The organism is Sporosarcina sp. USHLN248 (genome assembly GCF_037144575.1).
Classification (GTDB): domain Bacteria; phylum Bacillota; class Bacilli; order Bacillales_A; family Planococcaceae; genus Sporosarcina; species Sporosarcina contaminans.
In genome coordinates, this window is record NZ_JBBCZC010000014.1 from 15,388 (window position 1) to 37,178 (window position 21,791).

The following is a 21,791-nucleotide window of genomic DNA, read 5'->3' on the forward strand; positions in this document are numbered from 1 at the left end:
CGCCTCTCTCTTCTTTTGAACTAAATAGGCCTATCAATTGAACGTTAAGACAATTTTCCCGAACTGATCATTCTTTTCAAGGTATTCAAAAGCTTGCGCTGCTTCCTCCAACGGATACTGCTTATCGATGATTGGTTTCACTTCGTATTTCTCCAAATGCTGTAACATTTCTCGCAGTTCTTCACGACTGCCCATCGTGGAACCATATAATTGATATTGCCCATAAAAGAATTTACGCAAATCCAACTCGACTTCATCTTCGGTCGTCGCGCCGAAAACAACGATTCGACCGCCCAACTTAAGTATCGATAATGATCGGTTAAACGTAGCTCTGCCGATGCTTTCGATTACAAGATCAATCGTTTCATTTTGCAATAAAGATGGCCAATCTCCGTTCGTATCGATTGCACGGTCTGCCCCCAGTTGTAGCGCTCGTTGCCGTTTAGCTTCAGATCGTGAACTCGTAATTACCCGTGCTCCAGCATTTTTTGCAAATTGGATCATGAACGTAGATACGCCGCTTCCAGCTCCAGGTATGAATACTGTATCTCCTGCTTTTAAGTTCCCTTGCGTGAATAATGCACGAAAACCCGTTAAACCAGACAATGCGATGACAGCCGATTCTAACATAGATAGGTTTGACGGCTTTTTCTCGATTTGCTCCGCTGAAATGGCGATCTTTTCAGCAAATGTCCCATTGTCAGGCATTCCTAAAATTTCAAAATCACCCGGCGGGGCATCACTTTTGTCGTACCATCGCAAGGATGGATTAATAATCACTTCATCCCCAATTTGCCAGCCCGTAACACCGTCTCCTATCGATTCAATGATCCCTGCTCCGTCAGACCCTAACACCAATGCTTCCTGTGCATCACCGCGTCTTTTGGGGATGTTGATATCTCTGCGATTCAATCCTGCCGCTTTCAATGAAACAACAACTTCTCCTTTATTAGCAATTGGATCTGCAATTTCAATAACTTTTAAAAGACCGTTTTCATGAACGAATGCCTTCAACCATCCCACCTCACTTTAAAATATGGTAGCGTTTCTATTATTCAATTCATAACTATCATACAACAATCCAATCGAATAATCATAATAAATCGGAAACTCTTACTATAAAAGATCGATACAAATCTGATAAAGAACGAATGCAAAAAAGCGCATATAAGCAAATGGATGCTTTCTGCGCTTTTATTCTTTATTCACTTGTAGTGTTACGACGATTATTTCTGGTTGATTGAAAAGCCGAATGGGAATAACACTGTTTCCTAATCCTCTGCTGACAATCATTTGTGTTTCCTGTTTTTCATAATGTCCAGACAAGTAAGTTGGAAACCATCCTTGCCCAGGAGCAAAAACTCCTCCGATAAAAGGCAATCGAATTTGTCCGCCATGCGTATGACCGCTAAATATTAAGTCGATATCATAGTCAACGTACACTTCAAACTGTTCGGGCCGATGAGCCAATAAAATCTTGAAAACACGATCTGAAGCATCGTTAAAAGTTTTATTAAGCGAAATACGAGTAGCTTCTTCATCCTCTAACACACTATTGAGAGGGTCCTCAATCCCTCCTATCAACATTCGTTCGCCATAAGCATTTTCGATGAGCATAAATTCATCTGATAGTACATGGACCCCTAAGCGAGTAAGCTCCTCTTGGATATGTAGCTGATCATTTGTAGAAATCTCATGATTCCCGGTAACATAATAGATCGGAGCAATATCTTTTAAACCATTTACAAGATCCAAACTTTGCTCTAAATCATAACGATTCCGATCGATCAGGTCACCGGTAATAAAAATAGCATCCGGCTCGACATTAACAACTTTTTCTATTACATCCGAATGATGCTCTCCGAACTTCGAGTCATGTACATCAGATAGTTGCACAATTTTATAACCATTGAATGAAGGTGGTATTTTAGATGAATGAATATCCATCGAAGTTACTTCAATTGTCCTATTTCCATAATACATATACATGCCGACAATGATGATTAAAAATGTGAAAAGCCATTTCCTACCGAACCTTGGCATTATGTTATTGCCAACGTTTCTTTATCTTTGCTAACTCCAATAATTCTAAGACATCTTTCTTAGGCAAGTCAGTCAATATACTAAGCAGTTCACGCTCAGCAAGCCTTCTTCCTTTTCCGCTTCTATACTGTTCTTTGTTTGCAGCATCAACCGCAGCATACAACTCATCCAAGTTTTCAAAGGTTTCTTCACTGTTTTTTTCCATTAATATGTTTTCCCGCAGCCGCTCGAATAGCATTTCAATATTAGTCGAGCTATTCGGTGTAAAGGCGCGTGAAGTTTTTGGATCTCCTAAAATTAATTCATCCGTTGAAACATTGAATCGATCAGAAATTTTTGCGATCCATGCTGCAGAAGGGGCATTTTTACCCTTTTCCCAATCTTTAATTCGACTTGCAGAAGTGCCGATAGCAGCGCCAAATGCCATCATCGATAAACCTCTTTGCTCTCTCAAGGACTTTAGTCTTAGTCCAAAATCTTCTTTATTCCAATCATTCACAGTAAAAGCCTCCTCCTTTATACTTATCTCCATCTTATTTTTAATTGGATGCACTTGTCAATGATAATATATATTTTTATTATATATTTAGTAGCCTGAATGCTGTCGCTTATAATTTTCTTCATTTTTTTCAATGTATGCATTGATGATTTCATCGTAGGTAAAACATAATTTTTTTGCTATCCCACCATAATGAACCCATACCTTCTTATAGCTCACCATATCCTTTTTCAATAAAAATTGGTGTATTGCATTTGATGTTTCTATAAACAAGTGGGTCAAATCACCTATCACCTCTTCATCCTCGGGCCATTCACTGAGAGAATCCAGTCCTATTTCAATTCCAAGCGATAATAAGAAATGAATCGAATCTACATACTCCTCAAGAATCACATCTTTTTCTGACGGACCTTTCGTACTCCAAAATTTAAAGCACCTGCTTTCATTTGCCAACTCGGATAATTCGACGAGTAGCGCTAATCCTTTTTCAAAGAAGACATCCTTGTTCACTTGTTGATTTTTCTCGATGAAAGTGTCCAGTTCCCTTTGCATTGAAAATAATGTTGATAGTTGCATTTGCTCTCCTCCAAAACTGATCGTCGCTATTTTTATATCGGATTAAGATTTCATTTGTAAAACACCATTGCTACATCGTTCAATTTTTTTACCTATATTTCATTAAAATTTTATTATCTTGAAACCAAACAGATTCTCATTCGTATAAGGTAAAGACTATATCTACATTTGTGAGGGGATACTGTTATGGTTGGACTGCTAATCCGCGTTATTATTATTGCGTTCGTCATTTACCTTTTTTACCGCGGAATCCGTTTCTTAACTGATCCGAAACGGAAATTGGACGAAGCATATGAACAAGAAAAATATTATTTCTATGATGATGTGAAAAATGTAAGAAAGAATTTTTTCATTACGTATAAAGGCGCCTTATTCGAAGGTGAAAAATATTTAGGCACAACTGAGAGTGCTTTTGAAGTTGTCTCTATTTTCGTGTGGGTGAAGGATGAGACTAAACTTATGGGGTTAACGAAAGATGATTTTCAGTTTTTAAGCTCTGAAATTAAATCGAACTATCCAAATGCAGAAATCAACTGGAAAAACCCGATTGAAAAATTGATGAAAAACCATTGATTGCCGGCCAGACTGTAGAGAATGTTCTTTGTTCTTTTTCTACAGTCTTTTTAAAGTTTCATAATTTGTTTAAAAAGCGTAGCAACAACTATGGCTCATTACTGGAAAGGCTGTCATGCAATTTGCAGTTTGCCCATAGTAAACCCTAAACAATAAAAGATGGCCATTGTATAGATGATCGCCAATAGAAGAAACCCGATCCGAAACGCAGTATGCCTTGTTTTATGACGAAAAACAATCATGCCGATATAAGCCCCGATACCTCCCCCAAAAATCGATAGGATCCAAAGCGTATTTTCAGGTACCCTTCTCTGTTTCCGTCTTGCTTGGCGTTTGTCATAGCCCATCGTGAAAAAAGTCCAAATAGATGCGAAAAGTATCCATGAAAGCACTATAAGTTTCATTCGTTTTTCATCTCCTGCCCCTATTTTATACTTTATTGATTTCATTAAGAAAGAAGAACGGATTACTATGTATCTTTTTCATAAAAAATAGATTCAGTATCTCTAAATGCATGAAAATGAACAGTAAAAAATCCCGTTTCCGGAAATGCTCCAGAAGCGGGATTTTCTTAAATCAATCATTTTGCAACTGATTTTTTTGCTGTTTCTGCAAGTTGAGCGAATGCTTGAGCATCTGTTACTGCAAGGTCAGCAAGCATTTTACGGTTCACTTCGATGCCAGCTACTTTCAAGCCGTGCATCATTGTGCTGTAAGAGATGCCATTCATGCGAGCAGCAGCGTTAATACGAGTGATCCAAAGCTTGCGGAAATCACGTTTTTTCTGGCGACGGTCACGGTATGCATAGTTGAATGATTTCATGACCTGTTGGTTTGCTACTTTATAAAGTCTATGTTTAGATCCAAAATAGCCTTTAGCTAATTTTAATACTCGGTTACGGCGCTTTCGCGTCACTGTTCCACCTTTTACGCGTGGCATAGTAATTACCTCCTGCTATTCCTATAAGAATGTTGTAATGTGAAGCTCAAAAATCACGGCACAGACGCTATCTCATGCTGGACCGCCAGATTTATTGAACGGTAATTCGATGAATTATTTCATGTAAGTGATCATTTCACGGATACGTTTGTAGTCTCCAGAAGAAACAAGTGAAGCTTTACGCAAGTGGCGTTTCGCTTTAGTGGACTTGTTTGCAAAAAGGTGACTTGTATAAGCGCGGCCGCGTTTCACTTTACCAGTTGCTGTTTTTTTGAAACGTTTTGCGGATCCGCGGTGAGTTTTCATTTTTGGCATGATCTGTTCCTCCTAAATCGTTCGTGTTACTTTTTTTCGGCAGTCGGTGCAAGTATTAGGAACATGCTCCGGCCTTCCATTTTCGGTTTCACTTCAACCGTAGATACTTCCTTGCATTCCTCGGCAAAGCGGTCTAAAACACGTTGACCGATTTCTTTATGTGTAATAGCACGTCCGCGGAAACGGATGGATGCTTTCACCTTGTCGCCGGCTTGCAAGAATTTAATAGCGTTGCGAAGTTTTGTTTGGAAGTCATGCTCGTCAATGGTTGGGCTTAACCGCACTTCTTTGACGTTGATGACCTTTTGGTTCCGTCTCACTTCACGTTCTTTCTTTTGCTGCTCAAACTTGAACTTCCCATAGTCCATGACACGAGCTACTGGGGGTTTTGCTTGCGGAGCGACAAGGACGAGGTCCAAATTCGCGCGTGCTGCAATATCAAGTGCCTCATTGCGGGATTTGATGCCGAGCTGGTCGCCGTTATGGTCGATCAGTCGAAGCTCGCGGGCACGGATGCCCTCGTTTACGTACATGTCTTTGCTAATAGTAATCCACCTCCGGATAATGTCTCGCGAATACACGGTTTGGGTATACCACCCCACCAATTGACGGGGAGGGGGGTCCCACAGTCCATTCAATTTTGATAGCATATGGCTACAGCTTTAAGGCTGTTGCCATTGATTTGGACAATAAAAAAAGTAGACAAGCAATAAGTTGTCTACCCGCGTATGTGTTACGTGCATAAATGCACGGCACGTTCACTAATGTGCTGACCTGTCAACAACTTGTAAGCGTCAATCAGGTGAGAAGCGGGTAGCTCCTTCTTATACCACAAACTGTATTCATTAACCTAAATAAGTATAGCATGTGTGTTTTGCAGAGTCAATAATAAAGATAAATTGCTTCTACATTCTATGAAAGCATTTAAATACCCTTCACATTGCATAAGACTGCAGCCATTGATGATCACTTTTAGAGCCCCTGTTTGATTAATCAACTTAGGATTCCACTTCTAAAATAGTGGCTTTCCTCTATAACGCATGATTTCCGAAGACCATGCGATCCGTCCATTGTATCATTGGACTGGACTATAATATCCCCGAGATGTCGCCAGCACTGCAAGTAACAGACAGTACATACCAAACTGTCTGAATGACGGAGCATTGGAACAAAACAATTACAAAATCATTTTTGTTTGCTTGACGATCCTTCAGTGACAATGAGTGTGAGTAATTTCTTGCAGAAAGACTACTGTATCACTTTCAATACAGCAGCCGATCTGCAAAGCAGTTGGGTCATCTTCAATGAACCATCCTGTACAAGTAAGATAAAACCATTTATATGAGATCAGTTTTTATTGGCAATTGTCTCCTGCAGCTCTTTTAAAAACTCGTCGAATGGCATACTTTCGGATTTTTGTTCGCCGTATTTACGGACATTTACTTCCCCAGATTCGACTTCTTTATCGCCCAATACTAACATGTAAGGAATTTTTTGGACTTGCGCTTCACGGATTTTGTAGCCTAACTTTTCGTCTCTGCTGTCAAGATCAACGCGGATTCCTGCAGCGACAAGCTTATCTTTCAGTTCATTTGCGTAGTTTAGGTGCGCATCAGGAGATACCGGAATCATTTCGACTTGGATAGGCGCAAGCCATGTCGGGAATGCACCTTTGTATTCCTCGATTAGGAATGCGATGAAGCGTTCCATTGTTGATACGACACCACGGTGGATTACAACCGGACGATGCTGTTTTCCATCTTCTCCGATGTAAGTCAGCTCAAAACGTTCAGGTTGCAAGAAGTCAAGCTGCGCTGTCGATAATGTTTCTTCCATACCGATTGCTGTTTTCACTTGTACGTCTAATTTTGGACCATAGAATGCCGCTTCACCGATTGCTTCCACATATTCAAGGCCCATTTCGTCCATAGTTTCTTTTAACAGACGTTGTGCGTGCTCCCACATTTCATCGTCATCGTAATATTTTTCTGTATCCTCAGGGTCACGATACGATAAGCGGAATGAATAATCCGTAATGTTAAAGTCTTTATATACTTCAATGATGAGCTCCACTACTCTACGGAACTCGTCTTTAATTTGATCGGGCCGCACGAAAATATGCGCGTCATTCAAAGTCATTCCGCGTACACGCTGCAATCCCGAAAGTGCACCGGACATTTCATAGCGGTGCATCATCCCTAACTCTGCAATACGGACCGGCAAATTACGGTATGAGTGGATGCCGTTTTTGTAAATCATCATATGGTGAGGGCAGTTCATCGGACGAAGAACCAAATCCTCGTTGTCCATGCTCATAACAGGGAACATGCCATCCTGATAATGCCCCCAGTGACCGGATGTTTCATATAATGATTTGCTACCTAATACTGGTGTGTAAACATGCTGATAACCTAACTTTTCTTCTTTGTCGACAATATAGCGTTCAACGATGCGGCGGATAGTAGCGCCTTTTGGTAGCCATAGAGGCAAACCTTGTCCAACCTTTTGTGAGTTTGTAAACAAATTCAGCTCTTTACCGATTTTACGGTGGTCACGTTCCTTCGCCTCTTCAAGCATACGAAGATGTTCTTGAAGTTCTTCTTTTTTGAAGAAAGCTGTGCCGTAAATCCGTTGCAGCATTTTATTATCAGAATTTCCTCGCCAATAAGCTCCTGCAATGCTTAGCAGTTTAAACTCTTTCAATTTACCTGTCGATGGAACATGGATACCGCGGCATAGGTCGAAAAATTCACCTTGCTCGTAAATGGAAACTTGCTCCCCTTCAGGGATCGCTTCCAACAATTCAAGCTTATATGGATCGTCAATTTCTTTAAAACGTTTTTCTGCTTCTTCTCGAGAAACGTCATGGCGAACAATCGGCAAGTTTTCGCCGATGATCCGTTTCATTTCTTTTTCAAGCTCAGGAAGGTCTTCAGCAGTTATTGGAGTCGGTGAATCAATATCATAATAAAAACCGTTTTCAATAACTGGACCGATGCCTAATTTCGCATCCGGGAATTTACGCTTTACTGCTTGTGCAAGCAGATGAGCGGTACTATGGCGCAAAATTTCAAGCGCTTCCGGAGATTGTGGTGTAATAATCGCAATGTCTCCATTTTCTTCAATCGGCGTTTTTAAATCAATCAGCCGCTCACCAATTTTTCCGGCTAATGCACTTTTGCGCAGTCCAGGACTAATGGAACCTGCCACTTCCTCAGTTGTAGCGCCTTTCGGAAACTCTTTTACCGCTCCATCTGGAAATTTCAGTTCGATATTTTCTGACATAACAAACACTCCTTATCATTTTTTTGCAAACAAAAAAGCCCCATCCCAATAAAGGGACGAAGCTATAGCTCGCGGTTCCACCCTTCTTCCTTCTATCCGGGGCTACCGGAAAGACGAAGCTCGATACGGCTAACGGGCCGGGTCCGTCATCAGCTACTTCAATGTTCACTGATGCTGCTCCAAGGTGGTAAATCGATGATCCTTCCTGCAGGGCTTCCAGCCATTGTCCCCACTCTCTGTACGGTTGATCAACCGATTGTTGTCCTTTTCAATGCATTTTATTTTTAGATAATTAATAACCATTATTATAAATAGGAAGAAGCGAAATTGCAAGTGGTACCTTTTACAATATTATTGGGTCCGCCGGTTTTTGCCTTTCAATTGGATTGGACGGCTTATTGTCTTGATTCGCTCCATAATGCGCCCCGCTTTGACGACTTCCTTTTCTCCACGCTGCGTATAGGATAAATGGTGCTGCAATTCATCATAATTGAAGTTTGACGTGAAAAACGTCGGCAGTTTTTCAGACATGCGATATTGCAATATCGTTCCTAAAACTTCATCCCTTGCCCATGCAGACATCGTTTCCGCACCAAAATCGTCCAACATAAGCACTTTTGCTTTCTTTACAAAATCAATTTTCTCATTCAGCGTCTGGTCTTGGATCGATTGCTTCATCTCCCTTAAAAACTCAGGAATGTAAACAACTACTGTCCGTATTTGACGATGTGCCAATTCGTTAGCCAACGCACCAATAATATAAGATTTCCCTGTTCCAAAAGGACCGTGTATATATAAGCCTCGTTCAGGTAAACTGCCATCTTCGCCAATTGCGCTCAAAAACTGAGCACAAGCTTCCACGACTAATACGCGGCTCGGATCATGTTCGAGGTCAATATCATGAAGCCGCGCTTCCATTACGTCTTTCGGCATATACATGCTATCGATCATGTTTGTGACGTTACGCTTTTCTTCGTCGATCAATTTGTTCGGACATTTTACATAATCAAGATCAATATAACCGCGGGAAAGCACTAATTTCGGTTCAAAACCTTTCATGACATTGATGCACCCTTCAATATTCGGACATTGGTCGCAATGATGCGAAGCGGTTGCATATTCATATAATTTACCAAGACTTTTATCGACAACTGTTTTGTCAATCTCTTGGGAATGGTCTAAAATGAATTCCTGCACTCCCGGAGATTCCATTACTTCATTGCGAAGTTCTTCATATCTTGCGGTTAAAGAAGATGCATTTATTACACGTTTCAAAGTGTTGCCGATCGGTTCCATTATGATTTCACCCCGCTTTTCATCGCTTCTAATTTTTCAAGCAGCTGCTTGCGTTTTTCGTCAATGGACGGATCTGAATCAGAAGCAGGTTGTTGATCTTTTTCTTCATTGTAAAACCATTCCGGAACCTTTTCCTCTCTTGAAGGCTTCCGAGAAGTTGTTTTTTTGCTTCCTTCGTTTTGCCATTTTAAATATTGGTCATGCTCTTTTCTTGAAATTTCCATCGCTTGTTTTGCAGTCATAATCTTTTTGTTTTTCCAATGCGATGCAATTCTTTCCGCATAGTTTTTCGTAATTTTACCGTCATTGCGAATGATGACATAATGCAACAGCACATTTACGACTCCAACTGGAAAGCCATGGACTGTGACGAGTCGTTCCGCAAGTTCAACATCCACTGGAAGCGGTTCATTGCCCGTGTAATCCCTTAGCATTTCACGCGGTGGAGTATTTTCTAAGTAATGAATGAATTTATCCTCACGCGTTTTCGGCTCTTCTAGAGGTATCATGCGTTCTTTCGAAAACACTTTTTCAAGTTTTGGCGCTGATTTGGATATATTCATCTTATAATAATCGACTGCTGCCTTTCGAACTCTATCTTCTGGAAGCAAGTTGTTTTCATCCAAAGCCATCATAATAACCTTCTGCATATCGATTGGCGTCAATGAATAAAGAAATGCCAATTTCTCGACCAATTCTTTCGATAGCATGGCGAGCGACGCTTTAGGCACCATTTGCTCCGATAATCCCGAACACATCAGTTGATAATCAAAATCAGAATGAGCAAAAGGAATACCGTTGGATTCGATTCTTCCTTTAATCGCCCCGGTATCCTCCAAATCTTCTGAAACTCCATATCTTATCGGCTTATATACATCCAAGAAGGTTCTCGATACTTCCTCATAACCTTCATCTATTCTGTTGTCATCCAAAAAACGGGCACGTAAATTCCGGTATGCTTGCTCTCCAATTTTACTGAAAAGGAATGTGGACAATAGTGGATCATCCAAAAATGTTTTTGCATCCAAAGGCGGCAGAAGCTCGTAAAGGAAAGTTCGGTCATTCACTTCCCTTTTGCAATATGTCCGCAGTAGCCCTATTGCCTCTAAAGATATCCTAGCTTCAAAAATACGACCCAATGGCATTGTAAGCAAATTCATCAAATAATAATGATTATGCTCTGCATCTTGGTCTCCTTCTGCATCTGACCAAAGGGACATGAATAGGCTCATCGCATCTGGACCGATCAAAGGTTGATAAAATAATGTCAGGAGTTGCCGGTCATAGTCCGAAAACGGTTGTGCCAACTTGATTCTGAAGATGTCAATCGGTTGCAGCTCCTCATATAGCATGCGATCCGGCCGCCTCCTTTTTCCTACAATTTATGATTTCTTGTTTTGCAAGTTCTTCAATTCTTCGATGAAAACGTTAATATCTTTGTATTGGCGATATACCGATGCAAATCGGACGTACGCCACTTCATCTACATCTGCTAATTTTTCCATGACCATTTCACCAACATCTTCTGATTTGATCTCCACAATGCCCGCGCTTCGCAATTCTTTTTCGATCAGATAGACGATTTTATGGAGCGCCTCCAAATCGACTGGTCGTTTTTCGCACGCGCGGATGAGACCTCTTAAAAGTTTTTCACCGTTGAACTCTTCACGTGTACCGTCCTTTTTCACAACAACGAGTGGCATTTCCTCGACTTTTTCAAATGTAGTGAAACGAAAAGCACATTTTTCACATTCCCGGCGTCTTCTAATTGATCGATTTTCTTCCGCGGGCCTGGAATCGATGACCCGGGTGCCATTATAATGACAAGCTGGACATATCATTTTTTGTTCCCCCGCATTTTCGTATAGTATATTGATTATAACAGAATTCTGTCGAAACTGGAGAGTTCCAATGGAATTTTGGCAGAGATTGCGAATAACGATTTTCTTTTCGAGCAATTACATAGACGATAAAAAAGCCATACACCTCTCAATTGTGAGAAGTATATGGCTTTTCGCCGGTTCTATTACGGTTTTTAATCACTTACGCATTGACCTTAGCAGTTAACGCTTCAGCCACTTTTTTAGTCAAGCCCACAACACGTGCGGAATAGCCCCACTCATTGTCATACCAAGCAAGCACTTTCACTTTTCGGTCGCCCATAACGATTGTTGAAAGACCATCAATCGTTGCGGATTCTGTCGTCGTGTTGAAGTCGATCGATACTAACGGCTCTGTCGTAAAGCGAAGGATGCCGGATAATTCATTTGCTGCCGCTTGTTTGAAAGCGTCGTTCACCGCTTCCACAGTTACGTCCTTTTTCAAGTCGACAACGAGATCGACTAAAGAAACGTTCGGTGTTGGAACACGAAGCGCCATGCCATGAATTTTACCTTCCAGTTCAGGCAATACGAGAGAAAGAGCTTTCGCAGCACCTGTAGATGTCGGTATGATCGATTGCGCACATGCACGAGCACGGCGAAGATCCTTATGAGGATTATCCAAGTTCTTTTGGTCATTTGTATAAGCATGCACAGTTGTCATTAAACCATTTTCGATGCCGAATGTATCATTCAATACTTTCGCAACTGGCGCAAGGCAGTTCGTCGTGCAGCTCGCATTCGAGATGACATCATGCTGATCGATGTCTAATTTATCATCATTAACGCCCAAAACGATTGTTACATCCTCGTTTTTGCCCGGAGCAGTTAAAATGACTTTTTTCGCGCCAGCATCCAAATGCAACGCTGCTTTATCGCGTGCATTGAAGACGCCTGTCGCTTCAACAACGATATCAACGCCTAATTCTTTCCAAGGAAGCTTGGATGGATCGCGTTCAGCTATCAATTTCACCCGTTTGCCATTAATGACAAGCGCATCTTCCTCCGCAACGACTTCACCGTCAAAAGCTCCATGAATTGTGTCATACTTAATCAAATGAGCAAGCGTTTCAGATGGATAAGACGCATTCACCGCTACAACATTCAAGCTGTCCTCCATAATCATTTGTCGGAAGACCATGCGTCCGATTCGGCCAAACCCGTTTATGGCAATTGAAGTTGTCATGAATAAATCCTCCTGATGATGTTATACTTTTTATCGTTAATCCGATAATTAGTATAACATATTTTAATTGGACGCATAGTGTTTGTGAACAGATTAACAATGTTCTATTTTTCAGAATTGCGCTTGCCATTCTATTAAAATTTGATCCAATTGCTTTTCCGTTTCTTTTAATGTGCCGTCATTATAAATAACCGCATCAGCCCCGCTTTCCTTTTCAGCAATAGGCAGTTGCGAATGAATGCGATCATCAGCCTCTTCTTCAGTGAGATGATTCCTCGCCATCAGCCTTTCCTTCTGCACTTTTGGACTTGCCGAGACGACAAGGATTTTGTCGACAAAATGCTGAAGCTTGCTTTCAAATAATAGCGGGATATCCATGATGACTATCTGCGCTCCCTTGCCAAGCCATTCATCCTTTTGGCGGAGCATCTCTTTTCTTACTGCAGGGTGCATAATCCGATTGAGCTTTTGACGCTCTGTTTCATCCCCAAAAATCCTTGCGCCGATCCATTCACGATTCATTGTGCCATCTTCCCGTAACGCGCCCTCTCCAAAAGCTTCCGATATTTCCTTTAACACAGGGCTACCCGGCTCTACTATTTCACGCGAAATGACATCAGCATCGACAATCGGAAAGCCTTTTGCCCTTAACATGTTCGCAACCGTGCTTTTTCCTGTTGCGATACTGCCCGTCAATCCTATAATCATTGACATACGCTCCTCATCTCTGGCAAGAAGGGCAATAGACGGATGTTCTGCCTGCGATTTTCAAGCTTTTCGTCTCTTTTCCGCAAACGGTGCACACTTTCTTACCGTACATTTTCAAACGATCTTGCATTGTGCCTGCTTGTCCATTTATATTGCGATAATCTGAAATAGAACTCCCACCGGCATGAATGCTTTCTTGTAAAATATCGACGATGACTTTAAATAATTCTCTTTTCCTCTTTTCGCTCACTCGATCGGTTGTCCGGTTAGGATGGATTTTCATTTTGAAAAGGGCTTCCGTTGCGTAAATATTGCCGCAGCCGGAGATGACATGGCCATCCATAATAACTTCTTTAATCGGTTTACGGGCAAATTTCGGAGTACTCGCCATAGCGATAAAATGCTCTATCGCATCTTCTTCAAAAGGCTCTGGCGCCATTTTCAATAAAGGCGGGTAGTCACCTTCTTGACGCAGCAGGCGCAACTCACCGAAGCGACGTATATCGGAATACACTAAGAGTCCACCGTCAGCCATTTCAAAGATGACATGCATATGGTTCCTAAACTTCTTCTCTGTAACATCGTCTAAAGTGTCTACAACGAACCAAGCTCCCGTCATCCCTAAATGGCTAACCAACAAATGCGCCTCGCCTTCTTTTACGAGATGGAAATAAATGTACTTACTCCTTCTTGTAACGTCCATAATCGTTGCACCAGCCATTTCGGCAATAAAATCTTCCAATGTAATTCCTTTAACGATCGCTTCTTTTCCTAATTCTTTTGATGCTTTCACAACTTCAGAGACTGTCACTTTTGCAACAGTCCTTCCTGATGAAGCCGGTGACAGCTCCCGCACGACACCTTCCACTTCAGGTAATTCAGGCATACTCATTCCTCACTTCGTTTCATACCAAGATTTCCCGAAAGCCCATTCCACTTTAAGAGGAACATCTAATTTTATTGCGGATTCCATAACTTCCGGTACGATTTCTTGTAATTTCTCTATCTCATGCTCTGGCGCTTCGAAAATTAATTCATCATGCACTTGCAACAGCATGCGCGTCTCTAATTTTTCTTCCTTCAAACGTTTATCCATATCGATCATCGCTTTTTTAATAATATCAGCGGCGGTGCCTTGAATTGGCGTGTTCATCGCTGTCCTTTCGGCAAAGCTCCGTAAATTGAAATTAGAGCTCACAATATCTGGCAAATACCTTCTTCGATTCATCATTGTCGTTACATAGCCTTTCATTTTTGCATCTGCGACGATGTCTTCCATATATTGCTTAACACTTGGGAACGACGCCAAATACGTGTCGATGAATTTCCCGGCTTCTTTCCTTGTAATATTTAAGCTTTGCGACAAGCCATAGTCACTTATGCCGTAAACAATGCCAAAATTGACAGCTTTTGCTGTCCTTCTCATGTCCGAGGATACGCCATCCTTATCGACGCCAAATACATCCATCGCTGTTTTCGTATGAATATCGGCATCTTCCCGGAATGCAGCGATCATTTTTTCATCTTGAGAAATATGTGCCAACACACGCAACTCAATTTGGGAATAATCGGCTGCGAACATGAGCCAGCCCGGTTCTGAAGGGACGAATGCCGCTCGAATTTTGCGTCCTTCCTCTAAACGGATCGGGATATTTTGCAAGTTCGGGTTAATGGAGCTTAGTCTCCCTGTTTGCGTAAGCGCTTGTTGGAACCGTGTATGGATTTTTCCATCTTCATGGATTTCTTTTGTCAGTCCTTCAATATAAGTCGAATTCAATTTACCTAATTGGCGATATGTCAAAATATAGCTAATAATTTCATGTTCACTTTCCAACTTCTCAAGCACATCGGCTGCTGTTGAATAACCTGTCTTCGTTTTCTTAATTGGTGTCAAGCCGATTTTTTCAAATAAAATCTCTCCCAATTGCTTCGGTGAATTAATATTGAAAGGCTGTCCTGCCATCTCATAAATAATGGATTCCAATTCTGACAGCCTTGCGGACAGCTCAACCCCGATTTGCTGCAGCGTCTCGAGATCTGTCTTCACACCGGTAGATTCCATTTGGCCTAACACTTTCGCTAAAGGCAATTCTAATTCATAATATAAATCAAATTGTTCGTTCTCCTTTAGCTTTTTCTCAACCGCGTCTTTCAACTTCCAAACAGCTTCCGCTTTTCGACCTGCATGTTCTGCAACCGTCTGCTCATCAGGAACTGATTTTTTAGCCCCTTTGCCGTATATCACTTCATCCGATTGAACATTCGTATAGCCGAAATCTTTCACCATAGAAGCAACATCCGTATATGTTGCAGAAGGATTTCCAATATAGGCGCCAAGCAGCAGATCAAAATCGATGCCTTCCAATTTTATGCCATATCTAAATAATGAGGCATATAAAGCTTTTGAATCGGAAGCATATTTCTTTTTCTTGCCATCCTCCAAATAAGCTTTCAATTGGTCTGAATTGCGAACATGTTCAAATGGAATATAGTACGTCTTTTCACCATCAGAAAGACTTAAACCCATAAGATCTGCATCTAAATAATTCACATCTGCCATTTCGATATGAATCGCCATTTCATCTTTAAACTCGATCGTTGAAGGATCTTCGATAAGTTGTATTGTAATTTCTTCCATCAGAACTCCCGCTTCTTCCGGAGCCATTTTTTCCAATAATGTCTTGAACTTCAAATCTTGATAAATCGCCTTCACTTGCTCTTCATTTGGCCCATCATATTGCAGTTCGTCAAGGGAAATAGTGAGAGGTGCGTTTTGTTCAATTGTTGCGAGCTCTTTGCTCATGAATGCTTGTTCTTCATTTTCGGTCAAATTTTCTTTTAATTTTTTGCCCGACACTTTATCAAGTGAAGCATAAACATTTTCAACCGAACCAAATTCCTTCAACAATTTTAACGCTGTCTTCTCCCCAACTCCAGGAACACCCGGAATATTATCGGATGCATCACCCATTAAACCTTTCATATCAATGATTTGAAAAGGTTCAATTCCGTATTTCTCCATAACGTGTGCAGGTGTGTACTTTTCAATATCCGTTATTCCTTTGCGTGTAATATACACAGTAGTATGATTGCTTGATAGTTGCGTTAAATCTTTATCTCCTGAAATGACAATCACTTCATCGCCTTTTTCATTACCGATTTTGCTTAACGTTCCGATAATATCATCCGCTTCATATTGATCCAATTCATACTGCGGAATTTGATACGCATCTAACAGCTTGCGCAAATAGGGAAACTGCTCTGAAAGCTCCGGTGGCGTCTTTTGACGTCCGCCTTTGTATTCTCCATACGTTTTATGGCGAAACGTCGTTTTTCCAGCATCCCATGCGACAAGCATATGTGTCGGATTCTCTTCTGATAAAATATTTTGCAGCATCATTGTAAAACCATACACCGCATTCGTATGAATACCGCTATCATTTGTTAATAGCGGCAATGCGAAGAACGCCCGGTATGCCAAGCTATTCCCATCTAACAGCACTATTTTTTTCTTTGCCAATCTCCACCACTCCCTTATTTTACAAGGCTTTAAAAACCATTTTTCAAATGTTGATCTTAGTTTATCTTACCATGTTGGCGATCATAAATAAAAAAGTACGATACATTTGTTCGAGTATATTTTCAGGCGTTCATAATTTTTATCATAGGGGGAACTGTAAGATAGAACTTTCAATTACTTTACGAAAGGAGGAAAAGTATATTGGTGAAGATTGCTGTGGAACAGCCTTATGAAGACGTTATGGCAGCGCTAAGTGCAAAAGGTTATGAAGTAAAAATGTTTCATTCAGACGAACAGGTTTCCGGATACGACATCGGAGTCGTCCGTTCCATCAATGAGGGAAATACTCATGAGTTCGATTTCCCTGTCGTTTCTATGAAAGGCATGTCAGTTGAAGATGCCGTTGAAGCCGTTGAAAAGAAAGTAAATCTTTTGCAATAAATACAAACAGAACCTATGGCAATTCTACAGCCATAGGTTCTGCCTTTTTCTGTTTACTCAAAATAGCCCGTTAGAATTTTTGCGTATGGAGAATCTGCTGGCAAGATGATCATCGTGTCTTCCCCAATTGTTTTTGAATAGGATTGCAGCGTACGATATAAATTGTAAAACTCAGGGTCTTTCGAAAAAGCATTATTGTATATTTTCGCCGCTTCAGACTCTCCTTCTGCATGAATGAGCGCAGCTTCTTTTTTAGCAGTCGCTAGCATTTCTTGCACTTCACGGTCCGTTTCAGCTTCAATTCGCTGCTTCTCGGCATCCCCTTCCGATAAATATGCTTGTGCAGTTGATTCACGTTCTGAAATCATTCGCGTATAAATGGAATGTTCATTCTCTTCTGGAAGGTCGATGCGTTTCATACGCACGTCAATCACTTCAATACCGAAGTTTCCTTCTTGAAGGAATCCATTCACTTTTTCTGTTACAACATCGTTCAAGTTGCCGCGGGAAGAACTTTCGTCATTTACGACATCAACATAATTCAATTTCCCCATTTCATTTCGGATAACCGAGTAAATAAACTCTTCCATCCGAGCTTCGGCATTAATAATATTTTTGGCGTTTGAGATCATTTCACCAGGGTTATTAATTTTCCAAACTGCATAGTTATCGACGATGATTCGCTTTTTGTCTTTCGTCGTAATTTCCGCCTCTGATATGTTGGACGTCATTTGATTTTTCGGCAATGTGGAAACCGTTTGGATAAACGGCACTTTCATATTTAAGCCAGGTTCTTTCACGATTCGTGTAATTTCACCAAATTGCCGGACGATCCGGTATTCATCTTCTTTTACGATGAAGACATTCGCAAGCAGTACGACAGCAATTGCGAAAATCGCAGTTAATACTAACGCTGATCTTACATATTTTTTCATATTGAAAGGCTTTTTAGGAGTGATTACTTTTTCAGCATTCTTCTTTTGGTTTTGTTTCGCCCTTTGCTTTTCAAGGAATTTTTCCTCAATGCTTTTGAACGGATTATTATCATTCGCCATCAGTTTTCTCCCCCTTCCGATTTTTGCTCAGCCGGCGGCGGTGTTTGTCTTGATATTTCTTGAAGGGGCAAGTATTTCAAAGTTTCCCCATTATCGTTCATAATATAAATTTTCGCTTTAGGCAAAACTTGCTCCAACGTTTCAATGATTAAGCGTTGACGGGTAATTGATTTGTTTTTCGCATATTCAGCATGGAGATCATTGAATAGAGCAACATCCCCTTTTGCTTGCTCTATGCGGGCAGTCTTTTGACCGATTGCTCGCGACTTAATCGCATCCCGTTCACCTTTCGCTTCGTTCACGCGCTGATTTTCATATTTTTTCGCTTCATTGATTTTCGTATTCTTCGTCTCTCTTGCGTCCGTCACAGCTGTAAAGGCAGCACGAACATCTGCATTCGGCAGCTCGACATCTTGAAGTTTAACGCCTTGCACCGAGATCCCGATATCATACGAATTCATTAAAGTCGTAAGCAAATCCCGCGTTTTTCCCTCAATTTCTGCTTTTCCATCTGTCAATGCGGAGTCGATCGTGGAACTTCCGATAATGGAGCGAATTGAAGCTGAAGTCGCATCATGAAGGATTTCTTGAGGATCCTGCGCATTAAATAAATATTTTTGCGGATCTGTAATTTTCCATTGGACAATCAAATCTGCTAACACAATATATTCGTCTCCAGTAATCATTTTTGTTTCTTTATCATAAGAGACAAGCTCTCCATCAGGATTTTGTTTATAACCAAACTGAAGACTAAATGTCTCTTTAGAAAGCTTTTCAACGTTTTGAAACGGCCAAGGCAATTTGAAATGCAGACCGGACTCCGTTACAGTCGTATCGGCATTTCCGAATGTAATAATGACTGCCTGCTCAGATTCGTCAACTGTATACCAAGTCGTAAAAGCACAGACTAATAGAATAATGCCAGCAACTACCATTCCGATAGCTACAATTGCTCTTTTTGCACTCATATGTTTATCCCCCTTCTTCTATGTATCTACCGTATTTACGGACGTATGCTCGAGAAGTTTCAAAAAAACTATCGACTAAATCTTTAAAAAAATGATTTGCTTATTCAAGAGGCACTGAAAAACAGTACATAACACGAACAATTTGTTTGCAGATCGTTAATTCTTTTCTCAAAGCTCGGCTTCAAGCTCCTCGGATATGCTCCCAATACTTTGATATCCTTCTATAAAATTTTGCTTCCTCGCAGTAGTAGCACCTCCTAATACTACCAATTAATGAACACGACGCCTTCTTCGTCAGTAAAAAAGAAGCATATTCTATTCAATATCGAATAGAATTCGCTCCTTTTTCAGTTTATAATGCTTCCTTTGTTTTCTGTAAAATTATTTTTCAGATCCCTTAGGCAATACTATAAAAAATGATGTGCCAACGCCAATCTCACTTTCTACAGCTACATGTCCCCCATGCGCTTCAATAAGGTGTTTCACAATTGCGAGGCCTAAACCGGTGCCGCCGGATTCCCTACTTCTCGCTCGGTCCACTCGATAAAAACGTTCAAATAGACGAGGCAATTCATCTTGTTTAATTCCAATTCCTTCATCCTTCACTTCAATGATAACTTCCCGATCGGATTCAGTTATGTTTATTCGAATCGTTGTATGTTCTTTTGAGTAGTTAATCGCATTGGACAATAAATTGACCATAACTTGAATAAGACGGTCCCGGTCGACTTCAAATGTAATTTGTGAAAAATCATTCATTTCAATCGACATATCTTTTCGAATCAACTTACCCGAAACGATATTGATGGCATCTTGAATAACCTCGGCAACTGTGACCTTTGAGATGTGCAAATCGAATCCTTCTCTTTCAATGCCAGATAACTCAAGAAGATCATCGACTAACAGCTGAAGCCTATTGCTTTCCTTTTGTATAATTTCAAGAAATTCCTTTAATACATTTTGCTCAGCCATCGCACCATCCAATAACGTTTCAGTAAACCCTTTTATCGATGTAATTGGCGTTCTCAATTCATGAGACACATTTGCGACAAAATCCTTTCTCACTTCCTCTAATCGTATGAGCTCCGTTATATCATGCAAAACGACAATAATCCCTAGCCAATTTCCATGTTTTCCGATAACTGGGGCACCATAGACACTTAAAAATGTTTGACCATGTTTAACTTGCTTTTCTTGAGCTTCTTCGGTTAAAAAAACATCTTCAATTATCTTCTCAATATTAGTCGGCAGACCGATGTCTTTAAATGGCTTCCCGATCAATTCGTCTTTTGTATAGCCGAAAGTGTTTTCAAATACACCGTTCAATAAGTTGACCGAGCCTTCTCTGCCGAACATAAGCAGCCCGCTTCCCATACTTTCAATCAAAGTTTTCAAACGCTCTTTTTCCATACCACGCATGATGGACATTTCATGCAAGTTTCTCGCTATTTGATTAATGGACAGCGCTAATCTATCCTGCTGAGCATCCTGTACTAATGGTGTTCTAGCTAAATAATCACCGGATGCAATTTTTTCTGCCGTTTCTGCAACCGAGTCAATTGGCTTAGTAAAATGTTTAATGATCCGTGCCGCGAAAAATAATGAAATAATATAAGTGACAACTATAAGAACAAATAAATATTGCGAATACTTTCTCTGAACAATCGCGTCAGCTTTTATGTCTACTATATGGAAAAACTGGCCAAGGACAACGCCAAGACCAGTTAACAAAATGAATAGCAAAACAGCAAATGCAATGAATAATCGCGAGTAAAATCCTCTCATCAACTTTTCTGCTCCTCGAATTTATAGCCGATGCCTCTTACTGTCTTTATGAATACGGGTTTCTTCGTATTTTCTTCTATTTTGTCACGCAAATGGCTCACATGGACATCTACAATCCTTGTATCGCCTGCAAAGTCATAATTCCATACTGCACTTAATAATTGATCGCGCGACAATACACGATTTTTATTTTGCATAAAATACACGAGCAACTCAAACTCTTTAGGAGTAAAATCCAACGCATTTCCATTTAAATAGACCTCATATCGATCAGGATGAACTGATAACTCTCTTGAACGCAATACTTGACTCTCTTCCTCATCAATGCCTGTCCGGTCGGTCGTGCGCCGCAGAACAGCTTTTACGCGCGCTACGACTTCTCTTGGGCTAAATGGTTTCGTCATATAATCGTCAGCGCCAATCTCAAGACCCAAAATTCTATCGGGTTCTTCACCTTTAGCAGTAAGCATTATGATCGGTGTATTAATGGACCGCTGCCTTAAATATTTACATACTTCAATACCGTCCATTTTGGGCAACATCAAATCCAATAATATCAAATCCGGATTTTCATTTTCTACCATCAATATGGCCTCTTCACCATCGGACGCTTTAACTGTCTCAAAGTTGGACTGCTTCAAGTTGTATTCAAGCAACGTCAAAATAGGCTGCTCATCGTCCACAATCAAGATTTTGCTACCGATTTTCTCCATCTCCCTTG

At 40.7% G+C, this 21,791-nt stretch carries 22 protein-coding genes and 1 other annotated feature; of the genes, 2 read left to right on the forward strand and 20 right to left on the reverse strand.

What is annotated here, in order from left to right; genetic code table 11:
• Positions 1–33: 33 nt before the first annotated feature.
• The 4 genes from WFH04_RS07480 to WFH04_RS07495 all read right to left on the reverse strand — a co-directional run bounded on the left by WFH04_RS07480 (position 34) and on the right by WFH04_RS07495 (position 3,118).
• Positions 34–1,014 carry a zinc-binding dehydrogenase gene (locus WFH04_RS07480; RefSeq protein WP_336823445.1) on the reverse strand — a complete coding sequence of 327 codons (981 nt, stop codon included), beginning with the start codon at positions 1,012–1,014 and terminating at the stop codon, positions 34–36.
• A 180-nt stretch (positions 1,015–1,194) separates the two neighbouring features.
• On the reverse strand, positions 1,195–2,043 hold the full coding sequence (locus WFH04_RS07485; protein ID WP_336823446.1) for a metallophosphoesterase: 849 nt from the start codon (positions 2,041–2,043) through the stop codon (positions 1,195–1,197).
• Positions 2,044–2,047: 4 nt separating this feature from the next.
• Positions 2,048–2,542, reverse strand: coding sequence for a helix-turn-helix domain-containing protein (locus tag WFH04_RS07490; protein WP_336823447.1), 495 nt, complete (start codon positions 2,540–2,542; stop codon positions 2,048–2,050).
• Between the two features lie 87 nt (positions 2,543–2,629).
• Positions 2,630–3,118: a dUTP diphosphatase gene (locus tag WFH04_RS07495; protein ID WP_336823448.1), complete on the reverse strand. Its 489-nt coding sequence runs from the start codon at positions 3,116–3,118 to the stop codon at positions 2,630–2,632.
• Positions 3,119–3,304: 186 nt separating this feature from the next.
• On the opposite strand from WFH04_RS07495, the gene WFH04_RS07500 reads away from it, so the two are divergent.
• Positions 3,305–3,691 (forward strand): sigma-w pathway protein ysdB, encoded by a 387-nt coding sequence (locus tag WFH04_RS07500; protein WP_336823449.1) that lies wholly within the window; start codon positions 3,305–3,307, stop codon positions 3,689–3,691.
• A 113-nt stretch (positions 3,692–3,804) separates the two neighbouring features.
• Here the strand turns inward: WFH04_RS07500 and WFH04_RS07505 are convergent, their stop codons facing one another.
• The 12 genes from WFH04_RS07505 to polA all read right to left on the reverse strand — a co-directional run bounded on the left by WFH04_RS07505 (position 3,805) and on the right by polA (position 16,821).
• Positions 3,805–4,095 (reverse strand): DUF1294 domain-containing protein, encoded by a 291-nt coding sequence (locus WFH04_RS07505; protein ID WP_336823450.1) that lies wholly within the window; start codon positions 4,093–4,095, stop codon positions 3,805–3,807.
• A gap of 176 nt (positions 4,096–4,271) precedes the next feature.
• Positions 4,272–4,631, reverse strand: coding sequence for a 50S ribosomal protein L20 (rplT, locus tag WFH04_RS07510; protein WP_336823451.1), 360 nt, complete (start codon positions 4,629–4,631; stop codon positions 4,272–4,274).
• Positions 4,632–4,745: 114 nt separating this feature from the next.
• Positions 4,746–4,946, reverse strand: coding sequence for a 50S ribosomal protein L35 (gene rpmI / locus WFH04_RS07515; protein ID WP_041075504.1), 201 nt, complete (start codon positions 4,944–4,946; stop codon positions 4,746–4,748).
• A gap of 26 nt (positions 4,947–4,972) precedes the next feature.
• Positions 4,973–5,479: a translation initiation factor IF-3 gene (gene infC / locus WFH04_RS07520; protein WP_336823452.1), complete on the reverse strand. Its 507-nt coding sequence runs from the start codon at positions 5,477–5,479 to the stop codon at positions 4,973–4,975.
• A gap of 814 nt (positions 5,480–6,293) precedes the next feature.
• Positions 6,294–8,231, reverse strand: coding sequence for a threonine--tRNA ligase (gene thrS, locus WFH04_RS07525; protein ID WP_336823453.1), 1,938 nt, complete (start codon positions 8,229–8,231; stop codon positions 6,294–6,296).
• A gap of 49 nt (positions 8,232–8,280) precedes the next feature.
• Positions 8,281–8,512 (reverse strand) — a binding site (T-box leader).
• A 70-nt stretch (positions 8,513–8,582) separates the two neighbouring features.
• Entirely contained in the window at positions 8,583–9,527 is a 945-nt protein-coding gene (gene dnaI / locus WFH04_RS07530; RefSeq protein WP_336823454.1) for a primosomal protein DnaI, read from the reverse strand.
• Positions 9,527–10,879: a replication initiation and membrane attachment family protein gene (locus WFH04_RS07535; protein ID WP_336823455.1), complete on the reverse strand. Its 1,353-nt coding sequence runs from the start codon at positions 10,877–10,879 to the stop codon at positions 9,527–9,529. Before WFH04_RS07535 ends, dnaI begins: the two co-directional genes overlap by 1 nt.
• A 30-nt stretch (positions 10,880–10,909) precedes the next feature.
• Entirely contained in the window at positions 10,910–11,368 is a 459-nt protein-coding gene (nrdR, locus tag WFH04_RS07540; RefSeq protein WP_336823456.1) for a transcriptional regulator NrdR, read from the reverse strand.
• Between the two features lie 202 nt (positions 11,369–11,570).
• Positions 11,571–12,593: a glyceraldehyde-3-phosphate dehydrogenase gene (locus tag WFH04_RS07545; protein WP_336823457.1), complete on the reverse strand. Its 1,023-nt coding sequence runs from the start codon at positions 12,591–12,593 to the stop codon at positions 11,571–11,573.
• 111 nt (positions 12,594–12,704) lie between these two features.
• Positions 12,705–13,301: a dephospho-CoA kinase gene (gene coaE, locus WFH04_RS07550; protein WP_336823493.1), complete on the reverse strand. Its 597-nt coding sequence runs from the start codon at positions 13,299–13,301 to the stop codon at positions 12,705–12,707.
• Positions 13,302–13,314: 13 nt separating this feature from the next.
• On the reverse strand, positions 13,315–14,187 hold the full coding sequence (gene mutM / locus WFH04_RS07555; protein ID WP_336823458.1) for a bifunctional DNA-formamidopyrimidine glycosylase/DNA-(apurinic or apyrimidinic site) lyase: 873 nt from the start codon (positions 14,185–14,187) through the stop codon (positions 13,315–13,317).
• A 9-nt stretch (positions 14,188–14,196) separates the two neighbouring features.
• Positions 14,197–16,821, reverse strand: coding sequence for a DNA polymerase I (gene polA / locus WFH04_RS07560; protein WP_336823459.1), 2,625 nt, complete (start codon positions 16,819–16,821; stop codon positions 14,197–14,199).
• 204 nt (positions 16,822–17,025) lie between these two features.
• Between polA and WFH04_RS07565 the strand changes: the two genes are divergently transcribed.
• Positions 17,026–17,262, forward strand: coding sequence for a YkuS family protein (locus WFH04_RS07565; protein WP_336823494.1), 237 nt, complete (start codon positions 17,026–17,028; stop codon positions 17,260–17,262).
• Between the two features lie 53 nt (positions 17,263–17,315).
• Here the strand turns inward: WFH04_RS07565 and hflC are convergent, their stop codons facing one another.
• From hflC to WFH04_RS07585, 4 genes are all read right to left on the reverse strand, one after another.
• Positions 17,316–18,317, reverse strand: coding sequence for a protease modulator HflC (gene hflC / locus WFH04_RS07570; RefSeq protein ID WP_336823460.1), 1,002 nt, complete (start codon positions 18,315–18,317; stop codon positions 17,316–17,318).
• Entirely contained in the window at positions 18,317–19,285 is a 969-nt protein-coding gene (gene hflK / locus WFH04_RS07575; protein WP_336823461.1) for an FtsH protease activity modulator HflK, read from the reverse strand. The genes hflC and hflK overlap by 1 nt, the downstream gene beginning before the upstream one ends.
• A gap of 381 nt (positions 19,286–19,666) precedes the next feature.
• Positions 19,667–21,070 (reverse strand): two-component system histidine kinase PnpS, encoded by a 1,404-nt coding sequence (pnpS, locus tag WFH04_RS07580; protein WP_336823495.1) that lies wholly within the window; start codon positions 21,068–21,070, stop codon positions 19,667–19,669.
• On the reverse strand, positions 21,070–21,774 hold the full coding sequence (locus WFH04_RS07585) for a response regulator transcription factor (protein WP_336823496.1): 705 nt from the start codon (positions 21,772–21,774) through the stop codon (positions 21,070–21,072). The genes pnpS and WFH04_RS07585 overlap by 1 nt, the downstream gene beginning before the upstream one ends.
• Positions 21,775–21,791 lie beyond the last annotated feature (17 nt).